This is a genomic window from Algoriphagus sediminis, from assembly GCF_030403435.1.
Classification (GTDB): domain Bacteria; phylum Bacteroidota; class Bacteroidia; order Cytophagales; family Cyclobacteriaceae; genus Algoriphagus; species Algoriphagus sediminis.
Genome location: NZ_JAUEPH010000003.1, coordinates 129,540 through 155,560 on the forward strand (window position 1 = coordinate 129,540; position 26,021 = coordinate 155,560).

Consider the following 26,021-nt stretch of genomic DNA (forward strand, 5'->3'; position numbering starts at 1 on the left):
TCTATTCAAATGAAAAAGGAAAAGAACCTTTTAAAGGTAGCATTTATGGGCATCGCTGCTCTAGCATTTTTGGCTCTTGGATTTACCATGGGACAGAAGGCCAATGAAATTACCCCACAAAAAATCCAAGGCGCTGCTGAAATCCTCGGCCTGGAATTCACTCCTGCAGAAACCGACAGCATGGTTGGTAGGCTGAAAACTCAGTTATCGAATCTAGGTGAGCTGAGGGAAACTTCCTTAGAAAACTCTGTGAGCCCCTCCCTAATTTTCAACCCTCTTCCAAAGGGATTCACCCCTAATCAAGAGCAAAAACCAATCGACTGGGGCCTAGAGGACAATGTGGTTTTACCTGATCGTGAAGCTGACATTGCCTATATGCCTGTTCATGATTTAGCTGTCTTAATCAAAAACCAAAAACTTTCCAGTGAGAGGCTCACCCAAATTTATTTGGATAGGATAAAAACATATTCAGACACGCTTCAATGTTTGATCACTTTAATGGAGGATTCAGCTTTGGAAAAAGCGCGTGAAATGGATGCTGAAATTGCCTCCGGTAAATACCGCGGCCCTCTACACGGGATTCCCTACGGAATAAAAGATTTATTGACCGTGGAAGGAACAAAGACTACATGGGGCGCCATGCCTTACAAAGACCAAGTCCTCGAGGGTACTTCTACCGTTGTGAAAAAGCTGGATGAAGCAGGAGGTGTTTTGGTTGGTAAGTTTACCCTGGGTGCTTTAGCTATGGGTGATGTTTGGTACGGTGGAGTCACCAAAAATCCATGGAATTTGGAGCAAGGTTCTAGCGGTTCTTCGGCAGGCTCAGCCTCAGCCGTAAGTGCTGGCCTGGTTCCTTATGCAATAGGAACTGAAACTCTTGGCTCTATCGTATCACCCTCTACAAGAAATGGTGTCACAGGATTAAGACCAACTTATGGGCGAGTGAGTAAAGCCGGTGCCATGGCGCTAAGCTGGTCTATGGATAAAATCGGACCTATATCCAGATCTGCCCTAGATAATGCCATTGTGCTTTCAGTGATCAATGGAGCAGATCCGGAAGACCCGAGCACTATACCCGCCGCATTCAATTATTCTGCGGATGAAGATGTAAAATCTCTGAAGATTGGCTATTTCAAGCCCTTCTTTGAGAGAAGAAATACTCCAAATGATCAAGCCGTCCTCGATCTCCTCCGAGATCAGGGAATAGAACTGGAGCCTGTTTCATTGGATAATAAAATTGATGCAACTCCAATAATCATGATGTTGATGGCTGAAGGGGCAGCCTCATTCGATGAATTAACCCGATTGGGCTGGGATGATCAGCTGGTCGCCCAACACAAAAATGCCTGGCCAAACCTGTTCAGGGCTGCCCGATTTATTTCAGCCGTGGATTATGTGAATATGAGCAGGCAAAGAAGGCTGCTGATCGAAGAAGTTCATGCCATCATGAAGAATTATGATGTAATCGTCACTCCCACTTTTGGAGATCCCCAGCTACAAATCACCAACCTTACGGGTCATCCTGCACTTTGCCTTCCAAATGGTTTTAATGATGAGGGAAGCCCCACCTCCATCACTCTTTTATCGAATATCTTCGACGAAGGAAAACTGATCATGTTAGGTGAACTGATCCAAAATAATTCGGACTGGCAGGCAAAACGTCCTCCTATGTTTAATCAATAATTATTGCTTGATGGATCCTGAATAGCGGATGTTGTTCGGATCCATCAAAAGGATTTTCTGGGTAGTTTCAACGTTGTAATGATCAATTTTTTGACTCACCCCAGAGAAGTAAATTTCCGCAATTGTTGTAGAAGTATAAAAGGTATTATCCTTCTTCATTTTGATTTGAATACCACTAACCTCATCGTCTGTGTAAGTGATGATCATCTCCTGAAGCCTTCCTTTTTCTTCAGGTTTTAGCTTATGGATTAAATATCTTTTGACTACCTCAGTATCGTAAGATTGGGCAAAAGAAGGGCTATTTATATCGGCCTCATAGAACACTTCCAGCTCTTTTCTAATATCCTCTCTGGACATTCTTTTGGAAGTCAAAGCCTCCTCCCAGTTAATTCTGGAAGATTTTGCCATCTGAACAGAATCTGGAAGTTCAGCCAGTTTTTGGTCTATGAAACCCTTCAGGTCAAAATAAGGCAGGACCTCCATCTCAGCATTTCTGGAACTAGCCACATCACATGACACCAAAATCAAGAAAGCAAGAATAAAACTATTTCTTAATCTCATTTTGAAATCAAAATTTTCCCCGTCATCTCTTCTGGAATATCAATACCCATAAGATTTAGAATGGTAGGAGCTAAATCCCCAAGCTTCCCATCCTTCATTTTGAAATTTTTATTCTTATCCACGAAAATAAACGGAACCAAATTCGTGGTATGGGCAGTGTTGGGCGAACCATCTGGATTTACCATGACATCACTATTTCCGTGATCTGCTATGACTATAGTACTGTAGCCATTGGCCAAAGCAGTTTCGATTACACTTTTGGTACACTGATCCACTGCCTCACAAGCTTTCATGGCCGCTTCGAAAACTCCAGTATGACCCACCATGTCTGCATTGGCAAAATTCAAACAGATGAAATCAGCACTTTCCTTTTTCAGTTCAACATTTATCTTACTTGCTATTTCAAAAGCGCTCATTTCTGGCTGTAAATCGTAAGTAGCGACTTTTGGAGAAGGGCAGAGAATTCTACTTTCTCCATCAAATTCTGTCTCCCTTCCCCCGGAAAAGAAGAAAGTTACGTGTGGATACTTCTCGGTTTCAGCGATTCTTATTTGCTTTTTACCATTTCTCTCAAGGACCTCCCCAAGGGTATTTTTCAGGTTATCCTTTTCAAAAAGCACCTTGACTCCTTTGAAGCTATCATCATAATTTGTAAATGTGATGTAGTCCAATGAAAGTTTTTTCATTCCGAAATCCGGAAAATCCTTTTGCGTCAAAACCTGAGTGATTTCTCTCCCTCGATCTGTTCGGAAATTAAAGCACAACACCAAGTCACCCTCTTCAATAGTAGCAATGGGGCTTCTATCAGAATTTACGTGGATAATCGGACGAATAAACTCATCCGTCACTCCATTATCGTAAGACTTTCGAATGCTCGCTTTGATGTCGTGAGATCGTTCTCCTTCCCCCTTGACCATTGCGTCATAGGCCAATTTCACTCGCTCCCATCTATTATCTCTATCCATGGCATAGTATCGGCCAATTACGCTAGCCACCTGACCGGTAGAGTTCTTTAGGTGAGCCTCCAAGTCTTCGATGAATTTGATGCCACTTTTTGGATCAGTGTCTCTTCCATCCGTAAACGCATGGATAAAAACATCTTCCAGCCCATGAAATTTAGCCGCATCACAAAGACCTTTCAGATGTTTGATATGAGCATGAACACCCCCATCGGAGACAAGGCCCATAAAATGAACCTTTTTCCCCTTTTCTTGGGCAGATTTGAAAGCCTCTATCAAAACCTGATGATCCTTGAGCTCTTCATTTTCGACAGCTTGATTGATTTTTACCAGATCCTGATAAACCACTCTCCCTGCGCCAATATTCATGTGCCCAACTTCAGAATTACCCATTTGGCCTTCTGGAAGACCTACGGCTAGACCTGAGGCGTCCAGTTTTGCGTGAGGATAATTGGTGAATAAGCTATCTACGTAAGGAGTATTTGCCTTTGCGATGGCAGAGATATTAGGGTTAGTTCCCAAACCCCATCCATCGAGAATCATCAAGAGTACTTTCTTTTCCATATGGCAAATATATTATTTTTCAATCCAATGGAGCCAAAGGGTATTTCGTACTTTTTTTTAGGACGAACAACATTCTTTAGCATTCAAATTAACTTTTGGTCTAGTATTTGAAATAGCGGCAGGTGATGTACATGATCTACCTCATACTAGCTGCTTTTATCTCCCTTGGAAATCCTGTGGATGAGGTCAAAGTTGAATCCATTGACCCGATAGTTGAAGCATTGGATAGGGGCTCCAGCAGCGAGCTGGCCCAGTACTTTGATTCCAGCATTCAACTGAACCTAAATGGAAAGCAAGGAAGTTATAGTAGCAGCCAAGCAGAGCAAGTCCTGAAAGAATTTTTTAGACAGAACCCTCCAAATAGCTTTGCTGTGGTCTATTCCAGCCAAAAGAATAGCCGGGTGAATTCCTATGTAGGCAACTACCAAAGCATCAATAGGCTATTCAAAGTTTTCCTCAAAGTCAACGAAAAGGATAATTCCATACGACTTTATAGTCTGGAGTTCGTCGCAGGATAATTACCCAATCCATTTAGTTAAATCACAAAGTCTTTGGCTATTTTTGCCAAATGACCCCAGAATATATTACCGAGCAGTCCCTGCAAGAATTCATCCAAGCCGCTTTTCGAGAGGACATAGGGCCTGGTGATTTTTCTTCATTGGGTTCTATTCCAGAAGGAACTCAGGGTAAAGCACAGCTACTGATAAAAGGTGATGGAATTATTGCTGGGGTGGAAATGGCAAAAAGAATTTTTCATGCCTTTGATCCTGAACTTCGTGTAGAAATATTGATTCAAGATGGAAAAGAGGTCCGTTTTGGGGATGTTGGTTTAAAAGTTTATGGAAAGGCCACTTCCATCCTTTCTTCCGAAAGGCTGGTGCTGAACTGCATGCAGCGAATGAGCGGAATCGCTACAATAACTCACCGTCTTACCCAGAAAATCCTCCATACCAAGGCTCGCCTCATGGACACCAGAAAAACTACCCCAAATTTCAGGCTTATGGAAAAGTGGGCTGTAGCCATCGGAGGGGGACTTAATCATCGTTTTGCTCTTTATGACATGGTCATGCTTAAGGATAACCATGTAGACTTTGCCGGAGGCATAAGCAAAGCAGTGAACAGCACAGTGGATTTTTTAAAAGAAAAAGGGCTGAACCTGAAAATAGAGGTGGAGACCCGAACTCTGGAGGAAGTTCATGAGGCAGCATCACTTCCTCAGGTAGACTGCATCATGCTCGACAATATGGACTATGCCACCATGCGCGAAGCAGTTAAAATTATAAATGGAAGAGCAAAAACTGAGGCATCCGGTGGAATAACTGAAGAAACTCTGGTAGATGTCGCAGAATGTGGGGTGGACTACATTTCTATGGGAGCCTTGACCCATTCAGTGAAAAGTATGGACATCAGTCTTAAGGCTTTCTAAAACCATTTTTTCCAGCGGAAATAGAGGAGCATTCCCATAACTGCCACAAACATTCCACCTAAGACATAAAAATACCCGTTTCTCAAATGCAGCTCCGGCATATTTTCGAAATTCATCCCATAGACACCCGCCACGAAGCTTAGAGGAATAAAAATGGTCGAAATGACGGTAAGTACCTTCATTATCTGATTCATTTTATTCGAAAGGATATTCATGCATAAGTCCAAAAGGCTTCCCGAAAAATCTCTAAACCCATCTAGCAATTCTATTACCTGGGTGATGTTTTCATGTAAATCTTGCAAAAAGGGGTGAATTTCCTGAGATACATGAGGGCCCTCGTGTTTTTGGAAAACCACACTAACCTCCCGGAGCGGATAGATCGCTTTTCGAATAGCCATCAATTGTTTCCTTTGAAAATAAATTCGATTTAGGGTTTCATCCCCCGCATTATTAATTGCCGCTTCCTCAAGGTCCTCCAGACGACTACCAATCCCCTCCAAAACCACAAAGTAGGAGTCAATAATGGAGTCAAGTAGGGCATACAGTAAGTAATCTGATCCTCTTTTTCTAATATTTCCAATCGAATTTTCCAGCCTACCCCGAACATAATTAAAAACATCGCCTTCACGCTCCTGAAAAGTAATCACCAGATCTTGTCTGAGAAGAAAACTCACTTGTTCTACATCCAAGGCATCTCCTTCAGGTTCCTTCCTGATCATCTTTACAGAGACATAAAGATAGTCTTCCACGACCTCCATTTTTGGTCTCTGGTCCACATCCAGAATATCCTCCATAGTAAGCTTATTGATGGAGAAAATCTGCCTTATTTCTTCTAAGGTTTCGATGTCGTGAAGGCCATCTACATCAATCCACGTCACCTTTTTCCTATTTTCTAGAACGTTCGGAAGCTCCTTCAGGCTGATCTTTTTTTGCTCATAGAACTCCTCATCGTAATGAGTCAACTCAATGGTGACATCTTCGATTTTCTTCTTCCCAGTGAACACCATGGATCCTGGTGGAAGTCCAATCTTTGATCCTTTCTTTTGGGGGAAAAGATTAATTTTTGGGATCAGGTGTCTGCTCAAAAATGGTTTTTTCTTACTCATTCTTCAGAAAATTAACATTTCTCTTTAGTCCGGCAAACTTTGTTCGCTTCAGAGGAGACTTTTTGAATACCTTTCCAAAGGTCTCTTCTGTCATTTCCTCCCAATCCTTATTGGAAAAAGACTTTAACTCCTCCGGGGGAGAAAATTTTGGCTGAGTGTGGGTTTTAGAAAAGCGATTCCAGGGGCATACATCCTGGCAGATATCGCAGCCAAAAGCCCAGTTTCCCATTTTGCCCTTGAACTCAGTGGGTATTTCTTCCTTCAACTCAATTGTCAGATAGGAAATGCAACGGGAGGCATCTATCACCTCAGGTTCCACAATAGCATCAGTAGGACAGGCATCGATACATCGTGTACAAGTGCCACAAAAATCCCCTATGAATGGAGGGTCAGGCTGAACCTCAAGATCAATAATCAGCTCAGCCAAAAAGAAGAAGCTTCCCTGTTCCTTAGAAAGCAAAAGACTGTTTTTACCAATCCATCCTATACCCGCCTTTTGTGCCCATTGACGTTCCATCACAGGAGCCGAATCCACAAAAACTCTTCCCGAAAATTCCCCAATTTCTTCTTGTAGCTCTTTCAAAAAAGTCTTTAAAAGATCTTTGATCACGAAATGATAGTCTTCACCGTAGGCATATTTGGCAAGCTTAATATCCTTTTGCCCTTCGGGCAAAGCTTCCTCCGGAAAATAAGAATAGGCAAGAGAAACCACCGTTTTGGCTCCCTCCACAAGCTTGGTTGGATCAAGCCTTTTATCAAAGTGATTGGCCAGATAGGCCATTTTCCCATGGTAATTTCTATTCAGCCATTCCTCCAACTTAGGAGCTTCTCCTTCTAAAAATTCAGCTTTGGCTATGCCGCAAAAATCAAAGCCTAAGGCCTTGGCCTTGGATTTAATATGTGCCGCATATTCCTGAGGTCTAATCATTCGTTACCGTTGGTTTATGCAAAATACCAACAAAAACTTCCCAGGAAAAATTGAAATGAAGCAACACTCAGCCAGAGATAACTACTGTAGCCTGACCTGCAATGGCTTCTGCCCCAGAAATTGTGGAATCTCCCGTTCTTATAGATGGTTTTCCTTCTATCAATACGGTAGCGCTGCCGGTAACAAAGTCACTAACTGGTGGTTTGTTAGGCAATTTTGAGGTAGCGGAATCACCGACTATCGCTGCTGGCTTACCCTCGATAAGTACTGTCGGTGCGCCTGTCCCGACCACCATTCCTCCCTCATTGGTTGGATCAGAAATTCTTACTGCTGTAGACATGGTTAATTGATTTGAACTAGCGAACCTTGGATACGGGTAATTGCATTGGATTTTAATTCTGCACTCGCACCACCAATCAAACTTATTTCAGCATCAGAGTTTGCAGAAATATTAACTCCGTTAATAGTGATGTCCCCCGTTGCAGACAGATTTAAATCTGACTGACTGGAAATGGTAATTCCATTAGAATCCATGGTTAGGCGATTTCCTGATTGATCTTCCAGCAATACGCCTTCATCCTGAGATATTGACACTTTATTCCCTTCTGTTGTTTCAAGCTTAATTGCTCCGGCTTCATCATCAAATGTCATTTTCAAGCCGCTTTTGGTAAAAATGCCCTTTATATCCAATCCTTCACTGTCCGAAATAGGGCTTGGCTTAGCTTCACTGTGTAAGCCTCCAATAACTACTGGGTTTTGAAGAGATCCTCCTAGGAAGGATATCAAGACTTCATCACCAATGTCTGGTCTAAAAAGCAAACCCTTATTGGTACCAGCTCCTGTGGAGGTCAGACGAGCCCAAATACCAGAAGCATCGTCTCCTACCGAAGGAATTTTTACTTTGACAGCATGACCTTCTCCTCCTTCCACTTCTGTGACGACACCTATATGTATCCCACCTATGGAAGTTTCAGGCTCTTGATATTCCTGAATATCCAGTCCGATTGAAATCGTACTATTCCATTTGCCATCCTCAATTTCATGCTCTACACCATTTACGAATACCGTCTGGCTAAGGTACTTTCCGAAACCGTCAAGCTTTACATAGTCTCCTGAATTCAACAGAGCATTTCCCTGGATCTCCACGAAACCCCTAATTCTAGATAGCCATTTCTCTGAAAGCTCAGCCTCCAAGGTATAATCCAATTCTTCCTGACTCAGATATGGGTCATTGATGATATTCAATTCTTCCGATCCTATAAACTTGGCCAATTGGACTTGAACCTTATCTCTGGATCTTATTGTTGATTCGGTCATTTCCTGGTCCTGTATATTCCAAACCTTTCCCTTCAATTCTTCTGCCTGTGGTTCAGAATCCAGGGTTAATTCATGGTTATTTACTTTTTTTGAATTAATCTCAAGTGAAGGTTCAGCTCTATAATTAATCTTATTTACAGTCACCTTCCCTTCTTTCACACCCACGTAGCAGGCATTTCTTTTGGCTCGCTCCAGTATAAAGGACCAATCAGTTTGGTTCAATTGAGTTACATTTTCGTGAACGAATTCCATTCCTTGGATGGAGTGAGCTTGTAAAGAATATTTACTTAAAATATTATCCACGATGTCCTTATCATTTAGATCGTAAAAACTATGACTGGAAGGACCAGCATCCAGTCTAAAAGTCGAATCTTTGAGTTGGACCTGAAGAACATTTCTTTTATTATCTGAAAAAGACTTGTGACTAAGTACCACACCTTTAAATAATACTTCTTCGTTGGAATTATATCCTGCTTTAATTTCCCACTCTGCTCCAAATAGAAACTCTTCAGATTCACTCAACTTGAAGTTTTGGTTTTGAAACTCCACAAAGGCTATAGGAATCTCATTGATGAAATTGAAGGTCCGGACGCTCAAAATCCTAAGCTGACTAGACAAGATTTGACCATTGCTGGAAATGGTAAAAGTAGGTGCGCTTCTGGTAGCCAATGGGGTCCGAATAGGGGTGGAGGTAATTCTTCTTTTTGACATAAGACTAAAAGTTATGATTTACTTGTGCAATAAAGAGAACGCACATTGGCCTTAATCTACCTCATAAAAAACTGAAAGTCAATAGTTTAAAAAAGGGTTCTCCAAGATCAGAGATCTGTATTTTTCCGATCCTGATAAAATTGCTCATCGAAAGTTTCCTTGATTTCCACCGGGGCTACTAGCACGGACCAAACCATCCAGATCACTAAAAAGGGAGAAATCAGAAACATAAGCCAGATTAAGAACATGCTAAGTTCAAACTGAATCAAAGTTGTAAAAACGATCAGTGCGCCAGTAACAATTCCGACGACAGTCTTATAGTTGGTCATATTTTCATTTATTTAATGCAAGAGATAAACTCGTTAGCACTAAAACTTGTTATGAGCGCATGAAAGGATTTCGCTTTTCGAAATACACTCCACCGAAAGACCCTGGCAAAAACACCTTTGAAAATTTATTGAAGATTTTCCTTCAGTTGGTCACTATGACCGGAGGTGATGTGGCTGAGGCACTTAACTGGCTGACCAATCTGGATAATCAGTATAATCTCACCAATCCGAATTATGGAATTGGCGATTTTATCGACGACCTAAAGGACAAAGGCTACCTCACTGAAGAAAGCCCTGAAGGAGAGTTTAAGATTACCGGAAAAGCAGAGCAGAGTATCAGAAAATCCGCCTTGGAAGAAATTTTTGGAAAACTTAAGCGTGGAAAATCCGGTCAGCACAAGACGACTCATACCGGGCTGGGAGAGGAGAGAGGTACCGATAGGAGAGCCTATGAATTTGGAGACAATCTGGACCAGATCGCATTGACGGATTCTTTGAGAAATGCCCAGGTAAACCATGGTTTTTCCGGAGATTATCTGCTCACAGAGAGCGACCTGGAAATTCAGGAGACTGAATTTAGATCACAGACCTCCACGGTATTGATGATTGACATATCTCATTCCATGATTCTGTATGGTGAGGATAGAATTACTCCTGCTAAAAAAGTTGCTATGGCTTTGGCGGAGCTTATTAAAACCCGATACCCAAAGGATACCCTGGATATTATCGTCTTCGGAAATGATGCCTGGCAGATTGAAATCAAAGATCTTCCCTATTTGCAGGTGGGACCTTATCATACGAATACCGTGGCCGGACTGGAACTTGCAATGGATTTGCTCCGAAGGAGAAAAAACCCAAACAAGCAGATTTTCATGATTACTGATGGAAAGCCGACCTGCCTGAAAGTAGGGATTAAGTATTACAAAAACAGCTTTGGCATAGACAGCAAAATCTTAAATGAGACTCTAAAGCTTGCTGCTCAATGTAGAAAGCTCAAAATACCGGTAACCACCTTCATGATTGCTTCAGACCCTTATCTGAAGGAGTTTGTGAAAGAGTTTACCAAAGTAAATAATGGCAATGCCTACTATTCCAGCCTGAAAGGATTAGGCGATTTAATTTTTGAAGACTACAGAAGAAACCGAACAAAGCGCTTTTAAGCATGGACTACCAAAACATCAAAACTGAAGACCTCCTAAAAATAAAAACCTTGGGGCAACTCAAAGCCGCTGGTTACCAACCCAAAAGCATTAAAGAAGAACTTCGCGAGAATCTGATCAAAAAGATTCGGGCAAATGAAAATGTTTTTGAAGGAATCTGGGGATATGAGGATACCGTGATTCCTGACATCGAACGTGCTATTTTATCCCGCCATAATATTAATCTTCTAGGCCTTCGGGGTCAGGCAAAAACAAGAATTGCAAGGATGATGACTCAATTACTGGATGAGTATGTCCCGGTAGTATTCGGTTCAGAGCTGAATGATGATCCCTTACAGCCCTTGACTCACTTTGCTCATGACCTGATCGAAGAGAAAGGTGATGACACGCTTATCACCTGGTGGCATAGAAATGATCGATACACCGAAAAACTCGCTACACCGGATGTTTCGGTTGCCGATTTGATTGGTGATGTAGATCCGATTAAAGCTGCAACTCTTAAGCTTTCTTATGATGACGAGAGAGTGATTCATTATGGATTGGTCCCACGATCGCATCGGTCTATTTTCGTGATCAATGAATTACCTGATCTTCAAGCGAGAATCCAGGTGGCTCTATTCAATATTCTCCAAGAAGGAGACATTCAAATCAGAGGCTTTAAGCTTCGCTTACCTTTGGATATCCAATTTGTCTTTACAGCAAATCCTGAGGATTATACAAACCGGGGAAGCATCGTAACCCCACTTAAGGATAGAATAGAAAGTCAGATCATCACGCATTACCCTAAGTCGATTGAGATTGGGAAGAAGATTACCGAGCAGGAAGCGAATTTGGACGGAAAGCCTCTTTCCAATATTCATGTTCCGGAGCTGATGCGCGATTTGATCGAACAGATCGCTATCGAAGCCCGAGGCTCAGAGTATGTTGACGAAAAAAGCGGGGTTTCCGCTAGACTCACGATTTCAGCTTATGAAAATCTGATTTCTGCGGCTGAGCGAAGAATGCTCAAGAACGGCGAAAGCAATACCATTACCCGTGTAGCGGACCTGATTGGCGTGATTCCGGCCATTACTGGCAAAGTTGAGCTCGTCTATGAAGGCGAACAGGAAGGTGCTGGATTGGTGGCTTACAATTTAATTGGCAAGGCCATCCGGTCGCAATTCGTGAATTACTTCCCAAGTCCAGAGCAAAAGAAAAAAGAAAAAGAAGGCAATCCATACGTCCTGCCTCTTTCATGGTTTGGCGAGGGAAATTCACTGGATATTTTGGCATCGCAATCAGACAAAGAATACAAAAGCGCCCTCCTACAGGTTCCGGGATTAGAAGAAGTGGTTACCCAACTGGTGACTGATCTACCAGAAAAGGAGAAGGAGTTTTTTATGGAATTTGCGCTGCATGGGCTGGCGGAATATTCACAGCTCAGCAAGAGCCTGCTGGATACTGGCCTTCAGTTTAAGGACTTGTTTAGCTCCATGTTCAACATGGGCATGGGGGATGATGATGACTTTGATGAGGATTCATTGAATTGATTGGCTTGCCAGGTTGAGCGCCTGCCTTTTAGTTCGGAAGGTAATGGAAATGTGATTAAACTTCGACTCTGCTCAGTCCGACATGCGGTAGGAAGGGAAGCATCTAAATTTTAAAATCACCTTAGTAAAACCAGAACGATCCCGATAAGGGCAGGTAATCCCTGCACCCAGAATATTTTCTTGCTTGCGGTAAGAGCACCAAAAATTCCTGCTACCAAAACACAGCCAAGGAAAAATAGAGCTACGTTTCGGGACCATTCAGGATCTGAGATCAAAAGACTCCAAATTAACCCAGCAACCAGGAAGCCATTGTACAAGCCCTGATTGGCTGCCAGGGATTTCGTTTTTGGGAAAAGCTCCTTAGGAAACTGCCTGAAAATTTTTCTGCCTGTGGTTTCCCAGGCAAACATCTCGAAGTACAAAAAATAGGCGTGTAGCGATGCTACAATGATGATTACAATTTGGCTGGCAATCTCCATAAGTAGTTTTCTTTCAAATTACGATTAATCAAGGAAAGTTAATGCCGAAAACAAAGATCATTTAACTTTAGCCTATGGCAAAAACTGAGCTTCCTAAAGACTTTCAGAAGCAGATGAGCGAACTACTGGGCGCAGAAGAATTTGAGATTTTTTCAAAAGCATTGGAAAAACCTGTCAAAACATCTATTCGGAAAAATCCCTACAAAAAGTCGGAGCTTAGCTCAATTGAGGAAAGGATCCCTTGGTCTGAAAATGGCTTTATTCTCAGAGAAAGACCAAAATTTTCGCAGGATCCTCTTTGGCATGCCGGAACTTTTTATGTGCAAGAATCCTCCTCCATGTTTATAGATTGGGTTTTGCGTAGCTTAAAAATACCGAAGGGCATCTTTCTGGATATGTCTGCTGCACCCGGTGGAAAATCCACCCTTCTTTCTTCCTATTTAGGTGATGAAGGTCTTCTCGTTTCAAACGAAGTCATCCAATCCAGAGCCCAGACCCTGAAAGAGAACATCATAAAATGGGGACTTGGAAATACCGTAGTGACTAACAATGACCCAGAACATTTTGATGATTTGGAAGGACTTTTTGATTGCGTCCTCGTGGATGCCCCTTGTTCGGGAGAAGGGATGTTTCGTAAGGACCCAAATGCCAGAAATGAATGGTCTTTAGATAATGTATCCTTATGTGCCGCGAGGCAAAGCCGAATTCTTGATCATTGTGGCGCTCTGGTCAAAGGTGGAGGATATCTGATCTATTCAACCTGTACTTTTAATGAAAAAGAGAATGAGGACATGATCCGCTTTTTGGTGGATGAGTTTGCTTTCGAACCTGTCAGAATTCGATTTGAAAAGGAATGGGGAATGAAAGAGTCGGAGATCGAAACTTCTGAGGGCACTTTTTTTGGATATAGATTTTATCCGCATAGAGTCCCGGGAGAAGGATTTTTTATTGCGATCTTGAGGAGGCCTCAAGATTCGTTTAGTCTAAATCCCAAACGCTCAAAAGATTTCAAACATCCCTTTCTCAAGGAGATAAGGGATACCGACTCCGAAAAGCTGGATTTAGATTCAGGCTTTGACGGTAATGGTAAGTTTTATACTCTTAATGATTCCTACTTCAGAGTTCTTAGAAATTTTATACCGGAACTTGAAGTGATCCTTCGTTCTCTGAATGTCCGATATTTCGGCGTTGAACTAGGAAAAAGAAAAGGAGAAGGATGGATTCCGAGCCCTGAATGGGCATTAAGCACATTACCCAAAAAGAATTTTTCTAGGCTAGAATTAAGCCGAAATCAGGCCCTTGATTTTCTAGGAAAAAAGGAAATGAACTTACCAGAAATACCTTTGGGCTGGCATCTGATTACTTATCTGGGAAACAGTTTGGGCTGGATCAAGAATTTGGGCAACCGAATAAATAATTACTACCCCAAAGACTGGAGAATTAGGAAGTAGCATTTCATCACTTAACAGTGATAATGCGAAGTGCGGATTTGCATAAGATCGAATCGGCGGAAAGCCTTTTACCAAAATAAAAATTGATGTAGAGAACTAAGGGTCTACACATTCATATCTTCATTTCTAATGATCTTTACTTCGGCTTTAACTATCCTTCTAATTTCTCATGTTAAGGCTATTTCTGAAATCTCATGCAAGGACATAAACAATTGTGAAACTGGTGAGTTAAAAAAGCTCCATCAATAAACTATTTCCAAGGAAGCTTACGCCAAATTTATGCCTTTTCAATCCTACACACCCGGGCAGATTTGCACCATGAGCTTTTTTCGATTCGAGTCCCGTGTGAATAAACGCTGGGCATTCAACCAGATATTCAAAGCTAGAGAACCCCTCTCCAATACGGATGGATTAAAGTTTTTCAAATTGTTTGGTCTTGGAGGTGGGCATGGTTACAGTTTGAAAACCAAGTTTGACAAATATGGCCTCCTGGGCGTCTGGGATGACATGGAACAAGCGAAGAGTTTCTTTAATGGAGAGCTATTTGCAGAATTTAAAGAAAGAACCATTGAAACCTACACGATGGTGATGAGCCCTCTCTCATCAAGAGGAACCTGGTCAGGGTTTAATGAGTGGCAGCCAAAGGCAGAAAGAACTGTAGACAATGAAATCGTTTGTGTTCTAACTCGTGCTACTTTGAAGCCTAAGTATATTTTCCGTTTTTTCCGTCAAATCTCCAAAGTGGTACGAGACCACACAGGAAGGGAAGGACTAATATTAACTCAAGGCTTCTCTGAATTACCATTAATTGAACAAGCCACTTTTTCTATTTGGGAAAATGAGGCTACTATGAAAGATTTCGCATATCGATCAGCGCATCATGAAGTAATCCGAATGACCAGGAAATACGATGGCTTTAAAGAAGAAATGTACACTCGCATGCAGCTCATCGAAACACATGGCTCCTGGAATGATACGGATCCAATTAAGTCTCGTATGGAAAGCCTTTCCCTGCTCGCAGTTTAATTTTTATTTTATACTCTGGTTAACTTAAAGAGCAGGCTTTAGGCAGGCTCAGATTTTTGGAGCAGAGTAAAAAACTACCCCAAAAACTGAAAAATTAAGAAGTCACAATGCTATTTTACCACCCAAAATAAGGGATAAAACCGTAATACGTTTATCGGCCTGAAAATGGTATATTCAGGCAAAAAGTGCGGATATCCTGGTTTTGGAATAAGGATAATGAGTAGATGCAGGATGTCCACTGGTTGAAGCCAAATTTGATTGGCTCCAAGACGAGAGCACTATTTGAGCAGTATTAGATTATTTTACTAGACTTCACTAAAGCAAACACATGCAACAGATCTCTTTTTGGCAAACATGGATAGTGGTAGCCTTACTGATGGCGATACCCATAACCCTCACAGCACAAGAAACTGAGCTCACACTTGATGACCTGTTCGCAACACCAAAACTGACGGGAACAACCCCATCCCGGCCTGTATGGGCACCGAACAGCGAGCAATTCGCCTTTTCCTGGAGTGAACCAGGAAATCCTGGGCGTGGCCTTTGGGTAAGCACAAGCGATGGGAAAGAATTACGCCTCATTTCCAATTCTACATCCGCGTCAGTACGCGATATTATCTGGACCGACGCAAACACAATCCTCAGCCTTCGAGCTGACAACCTATGGCAGACAACGCTGAGCCGAGGAGTCGACCTCCAGTTGATGCCCGTTAAGGCAGGGGCAAGTAACCTGTCGATATCGCCAAACGGCAATCAAGCGGCATATTTACGAAACGGTGACCTATGGCTTGCTGACTTCGCTTCCAAACAGAATCGCCAACTCACCGAAATCGGCATTGCTCCTCTCTCAAGCTTACCGAAGGGTCGCTACAGCCGTGCGGAACGTGAAATCGGGCCAGGTATTTGGAGTGGGCCAACGTACAAATGGTCCCCGGATGGCAAGACAATCGCGATTCACGTGGTGGATCGGAGAGAGATGCGAAAGGTTCCGTTCCCTGATTACCTCGCTGAGGAAACTGATCCTAACGAGGTACGGCGAAGTTATCCTGGCGATCCGAATGAGATTCGAAAAGTTGGCCTGCTCGATGTAGAAAGCGGTAACATCACGTACCTCGATTTACCGAACCCCAATGCCAACCAGGTTATCGACTTCAATTGGTCACAGGACGGTGCGTTGCTGGTTGATATTGCTTCCGACACGGCAGTAGAACGTAAGTTGTTCGTTCTTGCAGCCGGAGAAAGCCAACTGAGGGAGATTTGGCGAGGTGTACGAGAGAGCCGCATGTATACATCCTTTGGATCTACCTGGCATCCGGATGGAAAAAATGTCGTTTTCTTAAGCGATATGGGTGATCGCTACGGCCTTTACAGGATCGATGCATCACCGTCAAGGGATCGTCCGCAACTCCTAACAGATCCTTCCTATGATGTCCTTTCCGCACCAAGTATTGCTGGTGACGCCCTGTTTTACGCAGGAAATGGTGTTAATCCATACGAACAACACGTATATCGACTGAAGATGTCCGGTGGCGCTCCCGAGCAGGTGACACAACTTGCTGGGCAGAACGTTGGCTATCCTTCACCAGATGGCCGGCACTTGGTTTTTACGCACAGCAACGACACAGCACCGCCCGAACTATATGTGATGAGCAGCGATGGTGGCGAGGCCACTCGAGTAACACAGTCTCCATTGTCGGCCTTCACAGAGCGTACTTGGGCAGCCGCGGAATACGTCACTTTCCCCAGCCTTGTAGATGACTACACCCTACATGCCCGAATTCTGAAACCTACCAACATGCAGCCCGGTAAAAAGTATCCAGTACTATTTGGGCCCGTGTATTCGAATACAGCGAGGAACCGCTGGGCCGGTAACTACAGCCTCATACAGCATCTGTTGTCCAAGAAGGGATATATTATCGTGCAGGTGGATTCACGCGGCAGCAACGGTTATGGTCGGGCATTCCGTGAAGAGTTCCTACTGGGCTTTGCCGATCAGGACATTGAGGATTATGCGAGTGCCGTTGCCTATATGGAGTCATTGGACTATGTTGATCCCGATCGCATCGGCATCTGGGGCAGCAGTTACGGAGGCACACTCTCCGTTTATTCGCTATTGATGAAGCCGGGCTTATTCCAGGTGGGTGTTGCTGCCGCAGCGGCTGTGGACCCGATGTACTTTGGCACGGACGACGTTGCGATTGTTCGTACCCCACAGACACACCCGGAAATCTTTGAAAGAAAAGCCCTCAAGTATGCCGGCAATTTGGAGGATAAACTCCTGTTCATCCACGGCATGCAGGACCATGTGGTACCATTTAAGACGACAGCCGTGTTAGCTGAAGAACTGATTAAAAAAGGCAAGGACTTCGACTTTACCTTTGCACCGGGTGCAACGCATGGATGGAGCCGTGAGGGGTATTACGATCGCTATCTGTTCGGTAAGATGATCGAATACTTTGACCGACACCTTGGCGTGCCGTCAAAGTAGATGATTGCAATTGGCTTGTTGCAAAGCGTTGAGGCCCAATTTGATTGGCTCTACTTTATATATTTTAGTCTTTATCCTTTTTTACACGCTGACCTTAATTATCACATTAGCTCATCGGAAAAAAGTTCCATTGCCTTTATAGCTTTTTTCTCATTTCTGAAGTCTAAAACCAGAGGCTGCTGACCTTCCATAAAAATCACACATTTATAGCTTTTATATCGGCTCGTAATTGTAGGGTGAATACCATTCGGAATGTTCGACCGCTCCACTTCATGATGTATCATGTCCAATTTTTTAACCTCCGGAATAGGCTCCCAATCCCCAAAAGAAATCCCAGCCCAACGCTGGTAATGCTTCCATCTCTTATTACTAAAGTCAAACAGAATTCCACTGTAGCTGCCCAAAAGGATTACACCAATGCTTATCGCCCCAGCCCCAAGAGCAATTGATTTAACACTTTGCTCTACAGGAAAGAGAAAGGGAGCTATTAAAACAATACTTCCCCCTAGAACCAAAACAGCACCGCCCACCTTTAAGCCATCAGACCAAAAGTGGTAATTTTTATACTCAAAGAATTTCATTCGGGAAATAGACTTTTGTCCATTCCGGGAACAATGCGAAGTGCATTTTTATAATAGACCTTCTTCAACACCTCATCCGAAAGTCCCAATCCGTACATTTTCCAATACGCATGATACTTTTTGTAATAGGGAAAGTATTCGTCCTCAGTCTCCAGCACCCGGAAATACGTATTGAACTCCTCCCGATTATAAGCGTCCTTTCCGAAAAGGATTCGGTCCTGGTATTTCTCAAAGAAAGCTTTCGCCCTTCTGGGCTGACGCCCAAATTCTGCGATCACGGCTCCTATCCCAAAATTCACATTGGGGTATTTTTCCAGATGTGCTTCAGCTTTATCCAAATCATTTGCCATCCAACCCATATGCGCGTTGATGAAAGTAGTTTCGGGATGCTTCCCAAAAACATCATGTTGCTCAGCTATTATCTGCTCAAACGGGGCCGGATCAGTATCACTTCGCTTTCTTCCTGGTCTGAGCTTCAGCTCCAGCCATCGTTCATTATTGGCATCATGCGGTTGCCAGAACTGGGCAGGATCTGCGGAATGAATTAAAACCGGAATCCCAAGTTCCCCAGCTTTGGCCCAAACCGGATCAAGATCGGGGTGATTTATGGGTACTCGGTTCCCTTTGATATCCTCCACAGAAAGTCCCAGGCTTTTATAAATCTTCAATCCCGCAGCTCCAGCCTGAACATCCTCTTCAAGCTCTTTTACGGCTATTCTTGTCCAATTCTCATCCCCAAAACCAGCAAAATTCAAATTGGTAAAAACCATAAATCTTCCAGGAGCATGGGTTTCAAATTCCTTCAGCATAGACCGAATGTATTCCTGCTGTGAATCACTGGTTCCTCTTCCAAACCCTCTTCCGCTGAGATTTACCAAAACACCCATATTCAGCTCCTCCATTTCCGAGAGTAGATTATCGATTTTGGTTTCATCTATTCCTCCTTGATGACTGTGAATATCCACGAAGGGAAACTTGGCATGAGTGACAATATTCTCCGGCACTTTTAGCGTGGATGGTGGGTTATATTCTTCAAAGCTCATTTCTTGAGCATTGACCATGAATGAGCTTAGGAGAAGAAAGCCGAGAAGTGGTGTGAATCGCATTTTTGGGAATTTTTAATGTATAAGTAATGAATTTCTCCTCCCTTTGCCTAACCAGTCATAGAAAGTCAATCAAAAAAGCCCCAAATACAAACCTTGGGGCCCTTTAAAGAAGATCAAATCATTACCTGGCTGTACCTCCACTTATAATCTGGCCGAAGAAAATAGCATTGGCGAAAAGCTTATTCGTACCAAACCAAAATGCTCTGAAATTAGGATTATCAGCAAATCCGATAATTCTACCCCTTCCAATGGCCGACACGCGGATCACAGCACCATTCTGGAGACCTGCCACGTTGGATGGATGCAAATATCCTGACGCAAGTGGGGCATCTGTGTAGACTAATGGGTTTGCATAAGGGTTTTCTGAAGGTTCTAACCAGAAATTATCGTTTCTAAAAGTGTAAATCTCGGGACTGGTATAGCCAAACCCCACAGGATGACTTGTATCGAGGATCGCATTAAAAATTGCGCCACCGGTTACTTTTGCTCCTGTAGCATTGTCATAGTCTGCATAGCTTTTTTGTAGCACTGGCTCTTCTGCCTCCCTTTCTCTAAAGGAAAAGTCCCCAACTTCATTTCTAGACAGAAAGCTTAAGGCTCTCCCTTTTGCAACAAGGGTTCCACCAGCAGAGACCCAGGATCTGAGAGTTTGGGCTCCTGATTTGCCAAGCCCCCCATAGTTTCCATCAGGCATCAAAATCACGTTATATCGATTAAGAGTATTCTGAGAAACTCTGTCCATAGGTAGTAAAGTAACAGGCATCTCATACCGCTGATCGAGAAGGTGCCAAATTTCTCCCGCCTCATAGCTGTCTACTCCTCCATCTACCAAAAGTGCGATTTCCGGTTTTTCTAAAGGAAGAATCTTTCTGGAGCCCAGGTTCACTCCTGAAGTGTAGCCGGTACTTAGACCATATATTTCCAAATTCGACTCTTGTGCTACCTTTTGAAGCTCCGAGTAAAATTCAGTCGGATTTAATCCGCTTTCTCCGGCTCCAATTAAAAGTGTTCCTCGTCCAAATTCTTGCCCTTCGGGAGTCGCAAACTCCTCAGTGGACACTCTCACCAGGAATCCCTTTTCGAGCAAATCATACGCTGCTTTTGGGGCATAATAATCCGTCCATGGCAAGGCATATTGATACGCAGCTGTTCCACCAATTACCCCTCCACTTTTCATTTCATGAGTTTCTTTGCTCACCTCCTGAACATTGGCAAGGTTTAGAATTTTACTATTCAAGGCCATGTAATCCAGATTAAAAGCCATAGGGTAAGTCCAAGCTGAAATATCATAAAATAGACTATCCTGAAAGGTTGTTCTGGTCTCAAACATGGCCTCGATCAATTTATATTGAGGCTGATTTACAGGTACGATATATGAATTCTCAGCCTTGAACTCCTGACCATTTACAGAAATATCTTCTTTAAGGCTGAATACTTGGATATCGTGCTGAAGAATAAGGTCCGCCAAGTGAAAGCTCCTAGCATCATCTTCTTTGCTCCCAAAAATGTAAGCTTGATTCGCATCCGCAGAAGCTTCGTCCGAAATTCCTTCATAAAACTCCTGCATCCACTCATTCAACTCACTTCCCATTTCACTGATGGCCTGAAAAGACGATAAGTTTGCCGTGAACTGGTTTCTTATTGCAAATGGAAAACTCAACATTCCATTGGGGCTTTCCTGAAGATGCCCTCTTGCGCTAGCTTGCTCAAACAAAATCCCTATTGAGCCCTGTACATCAGGATAGGTGGACCCTTTACCAAAATAAAAGTCGTCGTAGCTCTCCCTGGCAAAATAAAGCGATCCAATTTTATCTAAGGCTTCAGCATGAAATCTGCCTATTTTTTCAGTCAATTCCTGATTCTTAGCAGGGGTTAATGGGTGAACTCTAGAAGGGATACCCGGCTGGAAAAAGAACGTGCTATAGGTTCCCATTTCATGAAAGTCCAAATGTACATTTGGAAGCCATTCCTGAAAAACCTTAACCCGACTTCTGGATTCAGGGTGCTGAACAGGAAGCCAGTCCCTGTTTAGGTCAAACCAGTAGTGATTTGTTCTTCCTCCTGGCCATGCTTCATTGTATTCCCGACCATTCGGGTCACCATTTAAATTATACGCCTTATGCGAATTTACCCATGAAGCAAAACGGTTAACCCCATCAGGGTTTAAAGCCGGGTCTAAAAGCAAAATGACATTCTCTAATTCCTCTGCAAGTTCATTGGCAGCAGCAAAGTGATAAGCTGCTAAAAGCGAGGCATTGGCTCCAGAGGCCTCATTTCCATGGACGGAATATCCCATAAACATCACCGCAGGTAGATCAGCAGCATTAACTGAAGCCCCTGATTCCCTCAGCTTCTGACGATCCGCTTTAATCTGATCAACCCGAGAGAGATTAGACGGGGATGTAATGGTCAGAAGCGTTTGAGGCCTCATTTCATAGGTCCGCCCAGTTTCCTCAAACTTAACGCGGTCAGATGATTCCGCCACCGCCTTCATATAGGTCACAAGCTGATCATGGGTAGCATGCCATTCTCCCACTTCGAAACCCAAAACCTCTTTTGGAGTAGGTACGTTTGGATCATATGTATATCCTTCTGGTAAATAGTAGGATAAGTCCACCTGGGCAAAAACAGTCGAAGCAATGAGCCCCAAAAAACAAGTCAGGATAGTCTTCTTCATAGTATCGATGATTAAATTTTTCATAAAAGTCTGACAATAAACTCGGGAGAAAAGTTATTTTCGTTTAATGGCAATAATAATTGAAGAACTGATATGAATTTACTTGAACCAAACGCTCTAATTATTACTCAAATTGCCTTCGTCATTTATGCCGGTTTTTGGGTGTATGCTCTGTTTGACTTAATCCAGGCAGAATTCAGAGATCCAAACCAGAAATTAATTTGGGCTATATTATTAATTTTCATTCCTTTCATCGGTACTTTTATGTACCTGAGTATGAGTAGGAGACTCAAAGTCAGAAAGACTCTTTTTAATTCTCAGGAAAAACGAATTAACTTCAGAAGGAAATGACATTAGCTTTTTTAAACAACTTTGGAGGAATCGGAACATTAATATTTTTCATCCTAGGCTTAATTTATTCGGTGGTATGGGTTTATTGCCTAATTGATATCATTCGTTCAGATTTCAAGGATTCAAACATGAAAATCATTTGGATTCTGGTCATCTTATTTGCCCAACTTGTCGGACCAATCGCCTACCTTTTAATGGGCAAATCAACCAAAATCTCAACCACCAACCCATATTGATATGTTCGGACTCGGAATCATTGGTTTCCTCATTTACGCCTACACCATCTATGATGTAGTCATAAGTAGTTTTCATAATAGCAATGATCGCCTGATCTGGCTGTTAATTGTGGTTTTGCTTCCCTTGTTAGGGACGATTCTTTGGTTCCTGGTGGGCCGAAGCAAGCGGGTTTGATAAAGGCCTAACGGTATACCTCGGTTAAGGCTTCTCCAAGTTTTGGATATTCAAATTCAAAGCCAGCCTTCTGGATTTTTTTGCTTGATACCCGGTTGCCTCCGAGTACCATCTCTGCCATTTCTCCCAAGATAAGTTTTAAAACAAAACTTGGAACTCCTATTCCTACGTAGGTTTTACCAACTGCATTCGCTGCTGATTTGGTGAGTTCTTGATTAGTGGCTGGGTTGGGCCCCACTGCATTGAAGGTTCCCTGAAGAGTGGTTTTCTCCAGAGCAAAGGCAAACATCCGAACTAAATCATCAACATGAATCCAGCTCATCCATTGGTCTCCGGAGCCCAATGGTGCTGCTACTGGTGGCTTGAGCATTTCCGGTAGAGCTCCACCTTTGGCGTCAAGAACGATTCCAATCCTTAGGAGAACGGTACGGATCTGGAGGGATTCCATCTTTCGAACTTCTTCCTCCCATTGCTTTACCACATCCGCCAAAAAATCTGATCCCGGTGGAAATTCTTCTGTCATCAGGTTAGTACCGGTATTAAATCCATAGAATCCGACTGCCGAAGCAGATATAAACGCATCTGGTTTTTTCTTAGCTTTTCCTATGGCACCATAAAGCAATTGAGTGCTTTTGGTCCTTGATTCCAGAATCAGCCGTTTCCTATCTTCTGTCCATCTGCTATCCGCTACACCTGCACCTGCTAAGTGTATCACCGCATCTGCCCATTCCACAGAATCAGCATCAATATGGCTTTTCTCCAAATTCCATAGGTAGGACTTTCTTTCCTGAATTCTTCTGCTCAGCCACGCCACTTCATACCCCTTTTCTTCAAGGTGAGATGTGAGCTTCTGGCCTATAAGTCCTGTACCTCCTGTGATAAGAATTCTTTTCATTTTATTACGATGTTTCCAAAACTCAAAAGATGGGTATTTATTAGGTTCGCACCATTCCCAAAAAACAAATTGCCAAAAGTTGTTCCTCCTTTTTCAACTAAGGATTAATAATTGCAAAACAACCTACCTTCCATCCTCTTCCAACTGGCACTTAGAAAGTGCCCCTAGTTAAATACAATCTGGAAATTATTATCTTCAAAGCTAAAGTTATCACCTTTTAACTTCTCAGCAATTTTGACTTTTTCTAAGTTCCTTAATCACAGCAAAAGATGGATTCTTTTTGTACTGATCGTGGGACTTTTTTCAGGTAGTGCCTCAGCTATTTTTCTGGTGTCTCTTGATTGGGCTACTCAATACCGTGAACAAAATCTATGGATCATTGCTCTACTTCCAGCAGGAGGTTTTTTGATCGGTTGGTTTTATTATAAGTATGGCAAAATTTCGGTGCTTGGCAATAACCTTTTGCTTCAGGAAATCTACGAACAAAAGAATCCTGTTCCTTTGAGAATGACACCCATGGTACTTTTGGGAACGGTTTTGACACATTTATTCGGAGGGTCAGCAGGACGAGAAGGTACAGCTGTTCAGATGGGAGGGTCCTTAGCCGACCAACTCTCCAAGTGGTTTGACCTCAGCAAAAAAGAGCGACGATTAATATTGATTTGCGGGGTTGCGGGAGGCTTTGCTTCGGTCTTTGGGACACCTCTGGCGGGGGCCTTTTTTGGACTGGAATGGATGCTGGATCGGAAGTTGAATTGGTCATCAGTCTTGCCCACCTTTTTAACTGCTTTTATCGCCGATTGGGTCTGTCAAGGGTTATGGGGGGTGGGGCACACCGTCTATGAAATAAGCGAAGTTCCCTCGCATACATTCATTAATTTTCTTTGGGTCATCCCTGCTGCCATTGCCTTCGGACTATCAGGAAAATTATTCGCGGAGAGCACACATTTTTTCTCCAAACTTTTTTCTAAATCCATTTCCTACCCACCTCTCAGACCGCTCATAGGCGGACTACTTATCGCTACTTTTGTATGGATATCGGACAGTACAGAGTACCTCGGTTTGGGAGTCCCCAGAATTGTGGAAGCCTTCGAAACTCCACTTCCCTGGTACGACTTTCTGGCTAAAACAGGACTGACAAGCTTTACTTTGGGAGCAGGTTTTAAAGGAGGAGAGGTGACACCTTTATTTTTCACTGGAGCCACGCTTGGCAATGCACTTTCTACCTGGATTCCTTTACCCTTAAGCCTCATGGCCGGAATAGGTTTGGTTGGAGTTTTTAGTGGAGCTACTAATACTCCCGTGACCTGTACCCTCATGGGGTTAGAGCTCTTCGGCATGGAAGCTGGATTTTTTCTGGCTCTCAGCTGTGTGATCGCCTATTTGGCCTCCGGCCAAAGCAGTATCTACTCATCTCAGGATCTCTCAAAAAAACCGAGGATATTTAGAAGGAATCGGGATAAAAATTAGAGAGCCTCTCCACATGCTCTACAATAGGAATCTTCAGGGTCAAGACCAGTTTTTCCACAGGTCTTACATGTAATACCTTTCGCAATTTGGTCCCGGGTTCTTTGAGCTGCCATTTCAGAACTCACAATTCCCGTGGGAACCGCAATGATCGCATAACCCATCAACATAATTACAGAAGATAAAAACTGACCCAAAGGTGTGGAGGGTGTAATGTCTCCAAAACCCACCGTTGTCAAAGTCACAATTGCCCAATACATTCCAATTGGGATATTATAAAACCCGTGCTCTGGGCCTTCTATGATGAACATCAGCGTCCCCATAATGAGAACTATAGTGAGTATAAAGCCGACAAACAGTAAAATTTTGTGGGAACTAGCTCTAATGGATTTTTTCAAGAACTCAGCTTCAGAAACATAACGACCCAGTTTCAAAATTCTGGTGATACGAAGTAATCTCATCGACCGGACTACGGTAAGCAACTGGGAATTCACCACGAAAAAGCTCAAAAATGTTGGTAAAATCGCCAATAAATCAATGATCCCATAAAAGCTGAAAACATAGCCCAAAGTTCTTTTGGAAAGCCATAATCTTAGAAGGTATTCAACGGTGAAAAGAATGGTAAAAATCCACTCCAGAGCCAGGAAAATATCCCCATACTTTGCTCGGATCGCAGCAACAGAATCCAGGATGGCGACCAATATACTTCCGAAAATCATGATCAAAAGGACGACATCAAAAGTCTTTCCTGCTCGATCATCAGCTTCAAATACGATGTGGGCTAGTCTTTCTTTACTTAGATTCATAAAGGAATTT

Annotated in this window: 25 protein-coding genes; 12 read left to right on the forward strand and 13 right to left on the reverse strand. The window is 43.0% G+C overall.

The genetic code is table 11. The features are described 5' to 3' along the window. Window positions 1–9 precede the first annotated feature (9 nt). Entirely contained in the window at window positions 10–1,683 is a 1,674-nt protein-coding gene (locus tag QVH07_RS07100) for an amidase (RefSeq protein ID WP_289999467.1), read from the forward strand. Here the strand turns inward: QVH07_RS07100 and QVH07_RS07105 are convergent, their stop codons facing one another. After that, complete coding sequence (locus QVH07_RS07105) at window positions 1,684–2,244, reverse strand: hypothetical protein (protein ID WP_289999468.1); 561 nt, start codon at window positions 2,242–2,244, stop codon at window positions 1,684–1,686. Next, window positions 2,241–3,767, reverse strand: coding sequence for a 2,3-bisphosphoglycerate-independent phosphoglycerate mutase (gene gpmI / locus QVH07_RS07110; protein WP_289999469.1), 1,527 nt, complete (start codon window positions 3,765–3,767; stop codon window positions 2,241–2,243). Before gpmI ends, QVH07_RS07105 begins: the two co-directional genes overlap by 4 nt. Before the next feature lie 131 nt (window positions 3,768–3,898). On the opposite strand from gpmI, the gene QVH07_RS07115 reads away from it, so the two are divergent. Next, window positions 3,899–4,285: a DUF4783 domain-containing protein gene (locus QVH07_RS07115; protein ID WP_289999470.1), complete on the forward strand. Its 387-nt coding sequence runs from the start codon at window positions 3,899–3,901 to the stop codon at window positions 4,283–4,285. Between the two features lie 50 nt (window positions 4,286–4,335). Next, window positions 4,336–5,193 carry a carboxylating nicotinate-nucleotide diphosphorylase gene (gene nadC, locus QVH07_RS07120; protein WP_289999471.1) on the forward strand — a complete coding sequence of 286 codons (858 nt, stop codon included), beginning with the start codon at window positions 4,336–4,338 and terminating at the stop codon, window positions 5,191–5,193. On the opposite strand, the gene corA is transcribed toward nadC, so the two are convergent. The 5 genes from corA to QVH07_RS07145 all read right to left on the reverse strand — a co-directional run bounded on the left by corA (window position 5,190) and on the right by QVH07_RS07145 (window position 9,584). After that, a complete protein-coding gene (gene corA, locus QVH07_RS07125) occupies window positions 5,190–6,299 on the reverse strand; it encodes a magnesium/cobalt transporter CorA (RefSeq protein WP_289999472.1) in 1,110 nt (369 codons plus the stop codon). The two genes, nadC and corA, sit on opposite strands and share 4 nt — an antisense overlap. Beyond that, window positions 6,292–7,227, reverse strand: coding sequence for a tRNA epoxyqueuosine(34) reductase QueG (gene queG, locus QVH07_RS07130; RefSeq protein WP_289999473.1), 936 nt, complete (start codon window positions 7,225–7,227; stop codon window positions 6,292–6,294). Before queG ends, corA begins: the two co-directional genes overlap by 8 nt. Window positions 7,228–7,294: 67 nt before the next feature. Further along, window positions 7,295–7,567: a PAAR domain-containing protein gene (locus QVH07_RS07135; protein WP_289999474.1), complete on the reverse strand. Its 273-nt coding sequence runs from the start codon at window positions 7,565–7,567 to the stop codon at window positions 7,295–7,297. 2 nt (window positions 7,568–7,569) lie between these two features. Further along, on the reverse strand, window positions 7,570–9,255 hold the full coding sequence (locus QVH07_RS07140) for a phage baseplate assembly protein V (protein ID WP_289999475.1): 1,686 nt from the start codon (window positions 9,253–9,255) through the stop codon (window positions 7,570–7,572). Between the two features lie 107 nt (window positions 9,256–9,362). Then, the gene (locus QVH07_RS07145; RefSeq protein ID WP_289999476.1) at window positions 9,363–9,584 is read right to left on the reverse strand and encodes a hypothetical protein; all 222 of its coding nucleotides are present in this window, start codon (window positions 9,582–9,584) and stop codon (window positions 9,363–9,365) included. A 59-nt stretch (window positions 9,585–9,643) separates the two neighbouring features. Here QVH07_RS07145 and QVH07_RS07150 point away from each other — a divergent pair, with 59 nt between their 5' ends. After that, the gene (locus tag QVH07_RS07150; RefSeq protein ID WP_289999477.1) at window positions 9,644–10,744 is read left to right on the forward strand and encodes a vWA domain-containing protein; all 1,101 of its coding nucleotides are present in this window, start codon (window positions 9,644–9,646) and stop codon (window positions 10,742–10,744) included. 2 nt (window positions 10,745–10,746) lie between these two features. Then, window positions 10,747–12,273, forward strand: coding sequence for a P-loop NTPase family protein (locus QVH07_RS07155; protein WP_289999478.1), 1,527 nt, complete (start codon window positions 10,747–10,749; stop codon window positions 12,271–12,273). Window positions 12,274–12,389: 116 nt separating this feature from the next. On the opposite strand, the gene QVH07_RS07160 is transcribed toward QVH07_RS07155, so the two are convergent. After that, on the reverse strand, window positions 12,390–12,752 hold the full coding sequence (locus QVH07_RS07160; RefSeq protein WP_289999479.1) for a DUF1304 domain-containing protein: 363 nt from the start codon (window positions 12,750–12,752) through the stop codon (window positions 12,390–12,392). A gap of 74 nt (window positions 12,753–12,826) precedes the next feature. Between QVH07_RS07160 and QVH07_RS07165 the strand changes: the two genes are divergently transcribed. The 3 genes from QVH07_RS07165 (at window position 12,827) to QVH07_RS07175 (ending at window position 17,717) form a co-directional block, all read left to right on the forward strand. Continuing rightward, complete coding sequence (locus QVH07_RS07165) at window positions 12,827–14,203, forward strand: methyltransferase RsmF C-terminal domain-like protein (protein ID WP_289999480.1); 1,377 nt, start codon at window positions 12,827–12,829, stop codon at window positions 14,201–14,203. A 279-nt stretch (window positions 14,204–14,482) separates the two neighbouring features. Then, window positions 14,483–15,229: a DUF3291 domain-containing protein gene (locus QVH07_RS07170; protein WP_289999481.1), complete on the forward strand. Its 747-nt coding sequence runs from the start codon at window positions 14,483–14,485 to the stop codon at window positions 15,227–15,229. Window positions 15,230–15,557: 328 nt separating this feature from the next. Then, window positions 15,558–17,717: a prolyl oligopeptidase family serine peptidase gene (locus QVH07_RS07175; protein ID WP_289999482.1), complete on the forward strand. Its 2,160-nt coding sequence runs from the start codon at window positions 15,558–15,560 to the stop codon at window positions 17,715–17,717. 101 nt (window positions 17,718–17,818) lie between these two features. Here QVH07_RS07175 and QVH07_RS07180 read toward each other — a convergent pair whose 3' ends face one another. From QVH07_RS07180 to QVH07_RS07190, 3 genes are all read right to left on the reverse strand, one after another. Continuing rightward, window positions 17,819–18,298 carry a hypothetical protein gene (locus QVH07_RS07180; protein ID WP_289999483.1) on the reverse strand — a complete coding sequence of 160 codons (480 nt, stop codon included), beginning with the start codon at window positions 18,296–18,298 and terminating at the stop codon, window positions 17,819–17,821. Next, window positions 18,295–19,404 (reverse strand): amidohydrolase family protein, encoded by a 1,110-nt coding sequence (locus tag QVH07_RS07185; protein WP_289999484.1) that lies wholly within the window; start codon window positions 19,402–19,404, stop codon window positions 18,295–18,297. The genes QVH07_RS07180 and QVH07_RS07185 overlap by 4 nt, the downstream gene beginning before the upstream one ends. A gap of 121 nt (window positions 19,405–19,525) precedes the next feature. Further along, entirely contained in the window at window positions 19,526–22,081 is a 2,556-nt protein-coding gene (locus tag QVH07_RS07190; RefSeq protein ID WP_289999485.1) for a M14 family metallopeptidase, read from the reverse strand. Window positions 22,082–22,174: 93 nt separating this feature from the next. Between QVH07_RS07190 and QVH07_RS07195 the strand changes: the two genes are divergently transcribed. From QVH07_RS07195 to QVH07_RS07205, 3 genes are read left to right on the forward strand one after another with little or no spacing between them, the layout of a single operon-like run. Continuing rightward, a complete protein-coding gene (locus QVH07_RS07195) occupies window positions 22,175–22,432 on the forward strand; it encodes a PLD nuclease N-terminal domain-containing protein (RefSeq protein ID WP_289999486.1) in 258 nt (85 codons plus the stop codon). Next, window positions 22,429–22,668, forward strand: a complete 240-nt coding sequence (locus tag QVH07_RS07200) for a PLDc N-terminal domain-containing protein (RefSeq protein ID WP_289999487.1) — start codon at window positions 22,429–22,431, stop codon at window positions 22,666–22,668. Before QVH07_RS07195 ends, QVH07_RS07200 begins: the two co-directional genes overlap by 4 nt. 1 nt (window position 22,669) lies before the next feature. Continuing rightward, window positions 22,670–22,843, forward strand: coding sequence for a PLDc N-terminal domain-containing protein (locus QVH07_RS07205; RefSeq protein WP_289999488.1), 174 nt, complete (start codon window positions 22,670–22,672; stop codon window positions 22,841–22,843). Window positions 22,844–22,850: 7 nt separating this feature from the next. On the opposite strand, the gene QVH07_RS07210 is transcribed toward QVH07_RS07205, so the two are convergent. Next, window positions 22,851–23,738 carry a TIGR01777 family oxidoreductase gene (locus tag QVH07_RS07210; protein ID WP_289999489.1) on the reverse strand — a complete coding sequence of 296 codons (888 nt, stop codon included), beginning with the start codon at window positions 23,736–23,738 and terminating at the stop codon, window positions 22,851–22,853. Between the two features lie 234 nt (window positions 23,739–23,972). Between QVH07_RS07210 and QVH07_RS07215 the strand changes: the two genes are divergently transcribed. After that, entirely contained in the window at window positions 23,973–25,208 is a 1,236-nt protein-coding gene (locus QVH07_RS07215) for a voltage-gated chloride channel family protein (protein WP_289999490.1), read from the forward strand. Here the strand turns inward: QVH07_RS07215 and QVH07_RS07220 are convergent. Then, window positions 25,205–26,011 (reverse strand): ion transporter, encoded by an 807-nt coding sequence (locus QVH07_RS07220; RefSeq protein WP_289999491.1) that lies wholly within the window; start codon window positions 26,009–26,011, stop codon window positions 25,205–25,207. The genes QVH07_RS07215 and QVH07_RS07220 overlap by 4 nt on opposite strands. Between the last annotated feature and the right edge of the window lie 10 nt (window positions 26,012–26,021).

Bases quoted from the DNA above. Each gene is read 5' to 3' on its own strand.
- QVH07_RS07175 (WP_289999482.1), top strand. From the start codon at position 15,558: ATGCAACAGATCTCTTTTTGGCAAACATGGATAGTGGTAGCCTTACTG.
- QVH07_RS07180 (WP_289999483.1), bottom strand. From the start codon at position 18,298: ATGAAATTCTTTGAGTATAAAAATTACCACTTTTGGTCTGATGGCTTA.
- QVH07_RS07150 (WP_289999477.1), top strand. From the start codon at position 9,644: ATGAAAGGATTTCGCTTTTCGAAATACACTCCACCGAAAGACCCTGGC.
- QVH07_RS07160 (WP_289999479.1), bottom strand. From the start codon at position 12,752: ATGGAGATTGCCAGCCAAATTGTAATCATCATTGTAGCATCGCTACAC.
- corA (WP_289999472.1), bottom strand. From the start codon at position 6,299: ATGAGTAAGAAAAAACCATTTTTGAGCAGACACCTGATCCCAAAAATT.
- QVH07_RS07145 (WP_289999476.1), bottom strand. From the start codon at position 9,584: ATGACCAACTATAAGACTGTCGTCGGAATTGTTACTGGCGCACTGATC.
- QVH07_RS07100 (WP_289999467.1), top strand. From the start codon at position 10: ATGAAAAAGGAAAAGAACCTTTTAAAGGTAGCATTTATGGGCATCGCT.
- QVH07_RS07195 (WP_289999486.1), top strand. From the start codon at position 22,175: ATGAATTTACTTGAACCAAACGCTCTAATTATTACTCAAATTGCCTTC.
- QVH07_RS07190 (WP_289999485.1), bottom strand. From the start codon at position 22,081: ATGAAGAAGACTATCCTGACTTGTTTTTTGGGGCTCATTGCTTCGACT.
- QVH07_RS07200 (WP_289999487.1), top strand. From the start codon at position 22,429: ATGACATTAGCTTTTTTAAACAACTTTGGAGGAATCGGAACATTAATA.
- QVH07_RS07210 (WP_289999489.1), bottom strand. From the start codon at position 23,738: ATGAAAAGAATTCTTATCACAGGAGGTACAGGACTTATAGGCCAGAAG.
- QVH07_RS07155 (WP_289999478.1), top strand. From the start codon at position 10,747: ATGGACTACCAAAACATCAAAACTGAAGACCTCCTAAAAATAAAAACC.
- QVH07_RS07135 (WP_289999474.1), bottom strand. From the start codon at position 7,567: ATGTCTACAGCAGTAAGAATTTCTGATCCAACCAATGAGGGAGGAATG.
- nadC (WP_289999471.1), top strand. From the start codon at position 4,336: ATGACCCCAGAATATATTACCGAGCAGTCCCTGCAAGAATTCATCCAA.
- QVH07_RS07220 (WP_289999491.1), bottom strand. From the start codon at position 26,011: ATGAATCTAAGTAAAGAAAGACTAGCCCACATCGTATTTGAAGCTGAT.
- QVH07_RS07170 (WP_289999481.1), top strand. From the start codon at position 14,483: ATGCCTTTTCAATCCTACACACCCGGGCAGATTTGCACCATGAGCTTT.
- QVH07_RS07185 (WP_289999484.1), bottom strand. From the start codon at position 19,404: ATGCGATTCACACCACTTCTCGGCTTTCTTCTCCTAAGCTCATTCATG.
- QVH07_RS07140 (WP_289999475.1), bottom strand. From the start codon at position 9,255: ATGTCAAAAAGAAGAATTACCTCCACCCCTATTCGGACCCCATTGGCT.
- queG (WP_289999473.1), bottom strand. From the start codon at position 7,227: ATGATTAGACCTCAGGAATATGCGGCACATATTAAATCCAAGGCCAAG.
- QVH07_RS07165 (WP_289999480.1), top strand. From the start codon at position 12,827: ATGGCAAAAACTGAGCTTCCTAAAGACTTTCAGAAGCAGATGAGCGAA.
- QVH07_RS07115 (WP_289999470.1), top strand. From the start codon at position 3,899: ATGATCTACCTCATACTAGCTGCTTTTATCTCCCTTGGAAATCCTGTG.
- QVH07_RS07105 (WP_289999468.1), bottom strand. From the start codon at position 2,244: ATGAGATTAAGAAATAGTTTTATTCTTGCTTTCTTGATTTTGGTGTCA.
- gpmI (WP_289999469.1), bottom strand. From the start codon at position 3,767: ATGGAAAAGAAAGTACTCTTGATGATTCTCGATGGATGGGGTTTGGGA.
- QVH07_RS07205 (WP_289999488.1), top strand. From the start codon at position 22,670: ATGTTCGGACTCGGAATCATTGGTTTCCTCATTTACGCCTACACCATC.